Raw genomic sequence first — 9,065 nt, forward strand, 5'->3', positions numbered from 1 at the left:
TGAATGGGCCAGGCGATTTTGCCCTCTGACTGCGTTGGCTCGCGCTTGTGGTGGGTGGGCACCACGGCGCGCAACCCGCCTTGTCAGAAACCAAAATCGCCGCGGTCAAATGCTTCAATCTAATCACAACTCGCTCTAGTACCCATCTGTAAAGGGAGCCGGTCGCATGCAACTCACCGTAAACGGAATGGCCTATGAGGTGGATGTCGAAGAAGACATGCCGCTCTTGTGGGTGCTCAGGGACGAACTGAACATCACAGGACCGAAATATGGCTGCGGGATCGCACAATGCGGCGCCTGCACGGTCCATGTGGACGGCATGGCGGTCCGCTCATGCCAGCTGCCGGTCGCGGCGGTCGATGGCGAGATTACCACGATCGAGGGCCTTGGAACCCCCGAGGCGCTGCATGCCGTCCAGGCGGCCTGGGTGGAACATCAGGTGGCCCAGTGCGGCTATTGCCAGTCCGGCCAGATCATGGCGGCGGCGTCTTTTCTTGATCTCAACGACGATCCGACCGACGAGGATATCGATCTCGCCATGTCGGCCAATCTTTGCCGCTGCGGAACCTATCCGCGCATCCGCGAGGCCGTGAAGACGGCGGCAAAAACGTTGAGGAGTGCCTGATATGGGACGTGCTGCAACCATCGCCCGCCGGACGTTTCTCATCGGCTCCGTCGCCATCGCCGGAGGCGTCGCCTTCGGTGCGTATATGTACCGGCGCCCCGGTGAAAATCCGCTGATGGCGGATGTTTCGGAAGACGAGGCCGCCATAACGCCTTATGTCAAGATCGATGCCGAGGGCGTGACGCTGATCACGCCGCGCACCGATCTCGGACAGGGCGCCTATTCCATGCAGGCCGCGCTGATCGCGGAGGAGCTCGATATCGAGCTGGATCAGGTGAAGGTCGATCCCGGCCGGCCGAGTCCGGCCTATTACAACACCGCGCTCTCCGAGGAAGGAGCTCCGTTCCGCTCCACCGATGAAAGCTTCATGGCCGAATCGGTGCGCGGGGTGATGGATGTGCTGATGAAGTTCCTCGGCATGCAGGTCACGGGCGGGTCGACCTCCGTTCCGGACGGCTACAACAAACTGCGCATGGCGGGCGCGGTGGCGCGCGAGACGCTCAAGGCGGCGGCCTCGAAACAAACGGGTGTTCCGGTCGGCCAGCTCAGGACCGAAAAGGGCGCCGTCCTCATGCCGGACGGCTCAAAGCTGACCTATGTGGCGCTGGCGCCGGCCGCCGCGAAGATGAGGCCGGTGACCAATGTCACCCTGCGCGATCCGAGCGAGTGGCGGCTGATCGGCAAACCGATGCAGCGGCACGACGTCGTCGCAAAATCCACCGGTACGCTGCCCTATGGCGTCGATTTCAGGATCGACGGCATGGTCTACGCCACCGTCAAACTCAATCCGCGCCAGGGCGGCGCGCTGAACGGATATGATGCGGGCGCTGCCGAGACGATGCGCGGCGTGAAGCGGATCGTTCCGGTTACCGGCGGTGTCGGTGTTATCGCCGACAACACCTGGCGCGCCTTTCAGGCTGCCGACGCGATTGAGTTCGACTGGGGCGAAGCCCCTTATCCGGCGGAAATGGATGCGCACTGGGACGCGCTTTCCAACTCGTTCAACGACGAACAGATCGAAGCGCGCAACCGTGACGACGGCGATGTGGAAGCGGCGCTGGCCGACGGCGAGGTGATTGCGGCCGAATACCGCGCGCCCTATCTCGCCCATGCGCCGCTCGAGCCGATCAGCGCCGTTGTGCGGATCACCGATGACCGGGCCGACGTGTGGACCGGCACGCAGATACCGCGGTTCGTGCAGTCGAATGTGGCGCGCATGACCGGGCTGGATGCCGACAATGTCCATATCCACGTTCTTTACGTGGGCGGCAGTTTCGGCCATCGCCTCGAGGACGAGGTGGTCAAGCAGGCGGTCGAGATCGCCCAGCAGATGAAAGGTACGCCGGTGAAACTGGTGTACAGCCGCGAAGAAGACATGATCCACGATTTCCCGCGGCAGATCGCCATGGCGCGTGGCCGGGGCACGGTGAAAGACGGCAGGGTCGAGGCCTATGATCTCGGCATCGCCATGCCGTCGGTCATCGCCTCGCAGATGGGCCGGCAGAACCTGTCCCTTCCCGGTCCGGACACGCAGATCATCGCCGGCGCCTGGGATCAGCCCTTCGCCATACCCCATTACCGCATGACGGGTTACCGCGCGCCGGAACTTGCGCCGATCAGCTCCTGGCGATCCGTCGGCGCATCCTCCAACGGCTTCTTCCATGACTGTTTCCTCGACGAACTGATCGTCGCCGCCGGCGCCGATCCGCTGGAAGAACGCATCCGGCTGATGTGGCACGACAATTCGCGCAAGGTGCTCGAAGCCGTCGGTGAAATGTCGAACTGGGGAACCGATCTCGGGCCGAAAAGCGGCCGCGGCGTGGCGTTCTGCATGTCATTCGGCGTGTCGACGGCCGAAGTGGTCGAGGTGACCGATACGGATGACGGGATCAGGATCGACAAGGTCTATGTCGCCGCCGAGGTCGGCCGGGTCATCGATCCGGTCAACTTCGACAATCTCGTCAAGGGCGGGGTGATCTGGGGTCTTGGCCACGCCATGAACTGTGAGATCACCTATTCCGACGGGATGGCCGAGCAGACCAATTTCCATGCCTTTGAAGGCATGCGGCTCTATCAGTGTCCGCGGATCGAGGTGCGTGGTCTGGAGAACGGCAGCAAGATCCGGGGCATCGGCGAGCCGCCCGTTCCGCCGGCCGCGCCGGCCCTCGCCAATGCGATTTTTGCCGCAACCGGCAAGCGCATCCGCGAGATGCCGTTCAACAAGCATATCGACTTCGTGTGAGGGCATCGGCGTGAAGACATCGGCACTTGCCGCCATCTGGCTGGCCGCATTCAGTTCGCTTGCCCTCGCGGCCGAGCCGGTCGGAACGGACCGGGTGCTCAACGAATTCGAGATAGGGTCCATATCGGTCGAAGAGGGGCTGGCGAACTGGCAGCTCTTTTACGAGGTGGCGTCGCATCCGCGCTGCGCAAACTGTCACGTCGGCGCCGACAACCGGCCCATGTGGTCGGGACCCAGCTACGGGCGGACGCGGCCGCATGGCATGAACATCAATGCCGGCGAGAGCCGCATCGGCGCCGAGACGTTGCTCTGTTCGACGTGCCACACCGACATGGAGGGCATGGAAGCGGTTTCGAATGACACGCCGCACGCCGCGCCGCGCGTGGCGATGACCTGGCAGCTTGCGCCCGTCGAGGCCGAGTGGTTCGGGAAGTCGTCCGCCTATATCTGCGAGCAGCTCAAGGATCCCGCGCGCAACGGCGAGCGCACGATCAGGGAGGTCGCGGTGCATCTGGATCACGATCTGATTTTGCATTGGGCCTGGGAGCCGGGCGGCAGCCGGGAGCCGGCGCCGCACTCATTGCAGGCGACGATGGACGCTTTGATGAAATGGGCCGCGGCGGGCACGCCCTGCCCGACCGAGTGAACCGGAGGTTTGCGTGATGGACGCGTTCGCAAACGGATTGAGGCTGGCGGGTCAGCTCCTGATCGTCAACGGCCTGCTGCACTGCCTTGCATGGATCATCAGCGGCTGGAACGGCGACACCGTCGGCCTCATCCCGTTCGGCGTCGCTTATCTCGCCTTAGGCGCGGCATTGCTCTACCGGATCCGCTGGATACGGTATCTCGCCTTTCTGGTCACCCTCATCGGTGTGCTGGGAACCTATATGACGGCCGGTCCGTTTGGCGCGGCCGCATGGCTGACATGGCTTTTGATTGTCATCGATCTCGCGATCCTCGCCCTCATTGCCATCAGCATCTGGCGCGGCCGCCAGCCGGCCTGAGGGCTATCCCGCAAAAAGGCTCGGCCAGAGGCCCAGAACACCGAACAGGATGAGGTAGAAGGCCACCACATAGTTCAGGATACGCGGCACGATCAGGATGAGTATGCCCGCGATCAGCGCGATCAGCGGTTGCATGGTCACGACATTGATTTCCATTGCCCATTCTCCTCGGTTTGTTTATCCGGTCAGAGCGACCGGATCCGGGCCAACCAAACGGCCAGAGGACATCCAATGGTAGCTGATGCGGGCGAGCGACGGAATCCGCTCGGGCCGGCAATCCCCACCATTTCCGTTACGGCAATGCGTATCCGCGCAAGGCCGTGTTCACAGACGGCGATTTTGCTGCCTATACTGCGCCGGGGGGTGACATGAAGGCCTATCTGATCAACCTTGACCGGCATCCGGTTCGTTTGCAGCGGACCCGCGACCAGCTGGAAAATGTCGGGGCTGCGGTCGAACGTATTGCCGCGGTGAACGGCAAGACATTGCCGCAGGGCCATGCCGACCGATATCAGGCGCTCAATCTCAGCCGGTCCCCGCTCGCACCTACCGAGATCGCGGTCTTCGAGAGCCACCGGCAGGCCTGGAAACGGGTGGCCGAGGGCAAGGATCACTGGGGCTTCGTTTGCGAGGACGATATTTTGATCGACCCGGATTCGGGACCGCTTTTTGCCGATACGGGCTGGATGCCGCGTTCGGCCGACATCGTGAAAGCCGAAACCGCCTTTTACCAGATCCGGCTTTCCAGGCTCGGCACCAAAAGGCACGGACGGTTCCGGATGGCGCGCCTGCTTTCCAATCACCTTGGATCGGCGGGATATTTCCTCAGACGGCAGAGCGCCGCCCGTTTGCTGTCGATGAGCGAGACCTCGACCGCGGCGATCGATGACTGGATGTTCGATCCCGACATCGGCATCGTCAAGCAGGTCAAGGTCTACCAGCTGCAGCCCGCCATCTGTTTCCAGACGCAATTGGCCGACGATCAGCAAAGCCATCCGGAGTTCGAGAGCGTGGTGCGGGAGGAGCGCGATCTCCTGCGCCTGCCCGATCCGCCCAAGGCACGCAAAACGCCCTGGATGCGTGTCAGAAGGGAGGTCGAACGCTGGTTCGAGACAAAACCGGTGATCGAGGCAAGCTTCTCGCGGAAGATCGATTCAGCTTAGTCAAAAGGCTGCAGTTCGGCTTGCTGTTTCTTCGTCAGGCTCTTGCGCACCAGCCGGTAGGAGTTTTCAAGCCGGTAGCGAAGTTCGTCCTCTTCGGTGTCCCACGGCAGGTTGATCCATGACCGGTGGAAATAGGGCGCCTTAACGCCGACATCGGCATCAATCAGCATCTGCGCCGTTTCGATGCTGTCGGTCTTGACCGAGACGCCGGGGATCTTCGCGCCTATGCAGGCAAACATCTTGCCGCCCACTTTCCATGCATCGTGGCCGCCGCCCCACGGATCGGAAACCTCCGCGCCGGGCAAGCGCCTGCAAATCGCGTTGACTCGGTCTCTGCTCATATCTTTGTCCCCGACCTGTTTCCTTGACCTGATAATCCATCATCCGGCGTGTGCAGCCAAGTCATCGGTTTGGATGCAAGGCGCCGCCTTTTCGGCTGCTTAACGGGCGTCAGCCGGCGGTCTGCGGCCGGATGATGAAATTGCTGAAGGCGTCGCCGATTTCGTTTTTTGAAACTCAGTAGCCGTATGTGCCGGTTTCGTCGATACGCATCGATTGCAGGATGACACGCGGATCCTCGTTCTGTCCGTCCGCCGAAGCTCCGCCCACCTGGCGCATCAGTGCCTCATCCACCTTGTCGTCATCCCTGCCCCCCGGATTGATCATGGCATTGATGAGTATATCGATGGAAAGGCCCAGTTTGGTGAGACCCAGTTCCCTCTCGATCTCTTTCAGCTTCTGGTGCCCGTCTGGAGTAGCTCTAATCTTTTCAACAATGTCGCGGATGACTTTACCGTAGTCCGACAGGGAGGCGTAATCATCCATTTTGACACCGAGACTCGCTCCCAGCCGTTCAAAAAGGTGCATTTTCAACTTGTTGGGGTCGGTGCTGTTTACGCTGAAGACATCATCGGTCAATATTGCCGGCGTTTCATCCGATGGCTTCCTGACGTTGTTGGCAGCGGCAATCAAATCAGAGCCGGGCGTGTCCTGTTTGGTGGCCGAGGCCGCCGGCAGCCGATCATGACTTAGAATGTGAAGCGCGATTGAGTTGACCGAAAGCAAGATTGTCCCCAACGGTGCCGTACAGACTTCATGAAGGTGCGGTTCTTATATTAGGGCGCGGCCTCATGATGCGCGTGGACAACATGTATAAAGAGTATTACAGATATCTTAACCGATTCTTACCGGCTGCCGAAAAGAACATGTCTGAAGGTAGAAAACATGTTCACAACGATTGAGGCCCGCCTGGCATTACCAGCATGTGGAAGCACCAGCGGGCCCGAAGTTCCCTGAGGAATGTACATATAAATTTACTTTTTGTGCGCGCTTTTCAACAACAACAGACAACATGGCACGGCCGCACGGGCCTTCTCGCTAACATGCTGAATATCAAGAAGAAAAATTGGAGCGGGCGATGAGATTCGAACTCACGACCCCAACCTTGGCAAGGTTGTGCTCTACCCCTGAGCTACGCCCGCTCGGCATGGCCGGTGACCGGCCGGGTAAGGTGCGGCAGGCAATGCCCGCGCCCGGCGGTATATGGCGCAAGCGGGCGACAAATGCAACAGGAAAATGATGCCGGACGGGGTGTGCGTTTTCGATTGCGATTTCGCGCCGCTGCGCCTATCACACACGGCCATAAGCTGATTGATGCATGCCATGAAAAACGGATCCGACCATGCCTGACGGGACCGCACAGGCCCAGCCAAAAACGGCCGAGGACCTTTACAAAGCGCTCGATGCCATGGGCATCGCCCATACGACCAGGAACCATCCCGCCGTCTTTACGGTGTCGCAATCCCGGTCCCTGAGAGACGGGATTCCGGGCGGTCACACGAAGAACCTCTTCCTCAAGGACAAGAAGGGCAATTTCTTCCTGGTCACGGCGCAGGAGGATGCCGAGGTCAACCTGAAGGCCATCCACATGGCTATCGGCGCGAAGGGCCGGGTGTCCTTCGGCAAGCCCGAGCCGCTGATGGAACTGCTCGGGGTCGTGCCCGGCGCGGTCACGCCATTCGGCGTCATCAATGACACACAGAACAGGGTGCAAATGGTGCTCGACGAAAGCCTGATGCGGCACGACATCATCAACGCCCATCCGCTGCGCAACGATGCGACCACGTCGATCGGCCGGGACGATCTCCTGCGGTTCCTTGAAACGACCGGCCATAAACCTTTAATAGTGGCATTGGCCTGAGCGTGCCTTGAAAACAGGCACGGACTTGCCGATTTTTGTAAGAGTTTGTTTGCGGCCGTTTGGCCGGCATATTTCGGAGAGATCTGATGCAGGACGGCGATAATCCCTATGGCGGTTCCTTCGGGAACCAGATGGGTGGAACTGTAACGTTCGGCGGGGAGGCGGAGACCCGGACCCCGGGCGGCGCAGCCGGCGGTGGTCCGTTGATCAAGGATACGACGACAGCCGATTTCACCAATGACGTGATCAATGAATCGCGCAACCAGCCGGTGCTCGTCGATTTCTGGGCGCCCTGGTGCGGTCCGTGCAAGCAGCTCGGCCCGATCATCGAGCGCGTGGTGACCGAGCAGCGCGGCCGGGTCAAGCTCGTCAAGCTGAACATCGACGATCATCCGGCAATCCCGGGGCAGATGGGCATCCAGTCGATCCCGGCCGTCGTTGCGTTTTCCGACGGCAAGCCGGTCGACGCCTTCATGGGCGCGGTGCCGGAAAGCCAGATCAAGAAGTTCATCGACAAGCTGGTGAAGGAAAACGGAAGCGGGCCGGACATCGATGCGATCCTGGCCGAGGGGCGCGCCGCGCTGGACACCGGCGATCTCAATCAGGCGGCGCAGATTTTCGGAACGATCCTGCAGGCCCAGCCGGACCATGTGAAGGCGATGGCCGGCATGGCCGAATGCATGATCGCCGCCGGTCAGGTCGACCGCGCCAAGGAACTCATCGAAGGCCTTGACGAGGAGCAGAAGCAGGTGCCGGAAATCGCCGGCATTCTCGCCCGCTTCGCGCTCGAGGAAGAAGTCGCCGAGCTTGGCGATCCGGCACAGCTCGAGGCACGGCTCGCCGCCAACCCCAACGATCACGAAGCCCGCTTCGATATGGCGAAAATCCTCAATATCAGGGGCGAGCGCGACGAAGCGGCCGATCATCTCCTGGCGATCATGAAGGCGGACCGCAACTGGCAGGACGACGGCGCGCGCAAACAGCTGCTGACCTTCTTCGAAGCCTGGGGTCCGACCGATCCGGCAACGCTGACGGCACGGCGCAAACTGTCCTCGCTCATGTTTTCCTGACGGTTTACCGCCCTTTGGTTTGACTTCGGCCGCCGGCCTGTGACTTGCGCTCGCGGTGAGGCGGGCGCGTGGGCGTCAAGGCCGCCTATGGCGGATTGAATCAAAACGCGCCCGGACCCTTGAGAATTGCGCGAGCGGCCCCAAATCCTCTAAAGTGCTGCGTGGAAAGCGGGGTTTTGGGCTTTGCAGGTTGGAAATGTACATTACCGGACGGAAAAGGATATTCCGTCGAGTGTGCCTCTTTTTCCGCTTTCAGGTGCCCTGCTTTTGCCGTGCGGCCAGATGCCCCTCAATATTTTCGAGCCGCGCTATCTCGCCATGATCGACGATGTGCTGGCGGCCGACCGGATCGTTGCGATCATTCAGCCGCAGTTCGACCTCGGCGGCAAGACGGAGGGCGGAGACTACCCGTCCCTTTGTTCCGTCGGCACGCTTGGCCGCATCACCTCGCTCTCGGAAACCGGCGACGGGCGCTACATCATATCGCTGGTGGGCATCTGCCGGTTTCGCCTGCTTGAGGAAGCGCCGACGCGCAAGGCCTACCGGCAGGGGCGCATCGCACCGTTCCTCAACGATCTTTCATCCGACAATGGCGAGGACAAGGTCGACCGCAATGCGCTTCTTGGGAGCTTCCGCGCCTATCTGGAGGCCAATCAGCTCGAGGCCGACTGGGAGAGCGTCGGCCAGGCCAGCAATGCGACGCTGGTCAACACCATGTCGATGATGGCGCCGTACGGACCGGCGGAAAAACAGGCGCTGCT

Annotated in this window: 11 protein-coding genes and 1 tRNA gene; 8 read left to right on the forward strand and 4 right to left on the reverse strand. The window is 61.2% G+C overall.

Going from position 1 to position 9,065, the window contains the following annotated elements; genetic code table 11:
• Window positions 1-166: 166 nt before the first annotated feature.
• From AC5E6N_RS11320 to AC5E6N_RS11335, 4 genes are read left to right on the forward strand one after another with little or no spacing between them, the layout of a single operon-like run.
• Window positions 167-625 (forward strand): (2Fe-2S)-binding protein, encoded by a 459-nt coding sequence (locus tag AC5E6N_RS11320; protein ID WP_491689632.1) that lies wholly within the window; start codon window positions 167-169, stop codon window positions 623-625.
• A 1-nt stretch (window position 626) separates the two neighbouring features.
• The gene (locus AC5E6N_RS11325; protein WP_491747921.1) at window positions 627-2,867 is read left to right on the forward strand and encodes a xanthine dehydrogenase family protein molybdopterin-binding subunit; all 2,241 of its coding nucleotides are present in this window, start codon (window positions 627-629) and stop codon (window positions 2,865-2,867) included.
• A 10-nt stretch (window positions 2,868-2,877) separates the two neighbouring features.
• Window positions 2,878-3,513 carry a hypothetical protein gene (locus tag AC5E6N_RS11330; protein ID WP_491747922.1) on the forward strand — a complete coding sequence of 212 codons (636 nt, stop codon included), beginning with the start codon at window positions 2,878-2,880 and terminating at the stop codon, window positions 3,511-3,513.
• Between the two features lie 16 nt (window positions 3,514-3,529).
• Window positions 3,530-3,871, forward strand: a complete 342-nt coding sequence (locus AC5E6N_RS11335; RefSeq protein WP_491747923.1) for a hypothetical protein — start codon at window positions 3,530-3,532, stop codon at window positions 3,869-3,871.
• A gap of 3 nt (window positions 3,872-3,874) precedes the next feature.
• On the opposite strand, the gene AC5E6N_RS11340 is transcribed toward AC5E6N_RS11335, so the two are convergent.
• Window positions 3,875-4,027, reverse strand: a complete 153-nt coding sequence (locus AC5E6N_RS11340) for a DUF3096 domain-containing protein (RefSeq protein WP_491689636.1) — start codon at window positions 4,025-4,027, stop codon at window positions 3,875-3,877.
• Between the two features lie 212 nt (window positions 4,028-4,239).
• Between AC5E6N_RS11340 and AC5E6N_RS11345 the strand changes: the two genes are divergently transcribed.
• Entirely contained in the window at window positions 4,240-5,034 is a 795-nt protein-coding gene (locus tag AC5E6N_RS11345; protein WP_491747924.1) for a glycosyltransferase family 25 protein, read from the forward strand.
• Here the strand turns inward: AC5E6N_RS11345 and AC5E6N_RS11350 are convergent.
• The 3 genes from AC5E6N_RS11350 to AC5E6N_RS11360 all read right to left on the reverse strand — a co-directional run bounded on the left by AC5E6N_RS11350 (window position 5,031) and on the right by AC5E6N_RS11360 (window position 6,515).
• Window positions 5,031-5,375, reverse strand: coding sequence for an MmcQ/YjbR family DNA-binding protein (locus tag AC5E6N_RS11350; RefSeq protein WP_491747925.1), 345 nt, complete (start codon window positions 5,373-5,375; stop codon window positions 5,031-5,033). The genes AC5E6N_RS11345 and AC5E6N_RS11350 overlap by 4 nt on opposite strands.
• Window positions 5,376-5,550: 175 nt before the next feature.
• Window positions 5,551-6,099 (reverse strand): hypothetical protein, encoded by a 549-nt coding sequence (locus AC5E6N_RS11355; RefSeq protein ID WP_491747926.1) that lies wholly within the window; start codon window positions 6,097-6,099, stop codon window positions 5,551-5,553.
• 341 nt (window positions 6,100-6,440) lie between these two features.
• Window positions 6,441-6,515: transfer RNA gene (locus AC5E6N_RS11360), tRNA-Gly, on the reverse strand.
• A gap of 200 nt (window positions 6,516-6,715) precedes the next feature.
• Between AC5E6N_RS11360 and AC5E6N_RS11365 the strand changes: the two genes are divergently transcribed.
• The 3 genes from AC5E6N_RS11365 to AC5E6N_RS11375 form a co-directional block, all read left to right on the forward strand.
• Window positions 6,716-7,234, forward strand: a complete 519-nt coding sequence (locus AC5E6N_RS11365) for a prolyl-tRNA synthetase associated domain-containing protein (protein ID WP_491747927.1) — start codon at window positions 6,716-6,718, stop codon at window positions 7,232-7,234.
• A gap of 86 nt (window positions 7,235-7,320) precedes the next feature.
• Window positions 7,321-8,304 (forward strand): thioredoxin, encoded by a 984-nt coding sequence (trxA, locus tag AC5E6N_RS11370; RefSeq protein WP_491747928.1) that lies wholly within the window; start codon window positions 7,321-7,323, stop codon window positions 8,302-8,304.
• Window positions 8,305-8,487: 183 nt separating this feature from the next.
• A partial coding sequence (locus tag AC5E6N_RS11375) for an LON peptidase substrate-binding domain-containing protein (protein WP_491747929.1) occupies window positions 8,488-9,065 on the forward strand: 578 nt, incomplete at its 3' end.

It is taken from the genome of Hoeflea sp. (genome assembly GCF_984452065.1).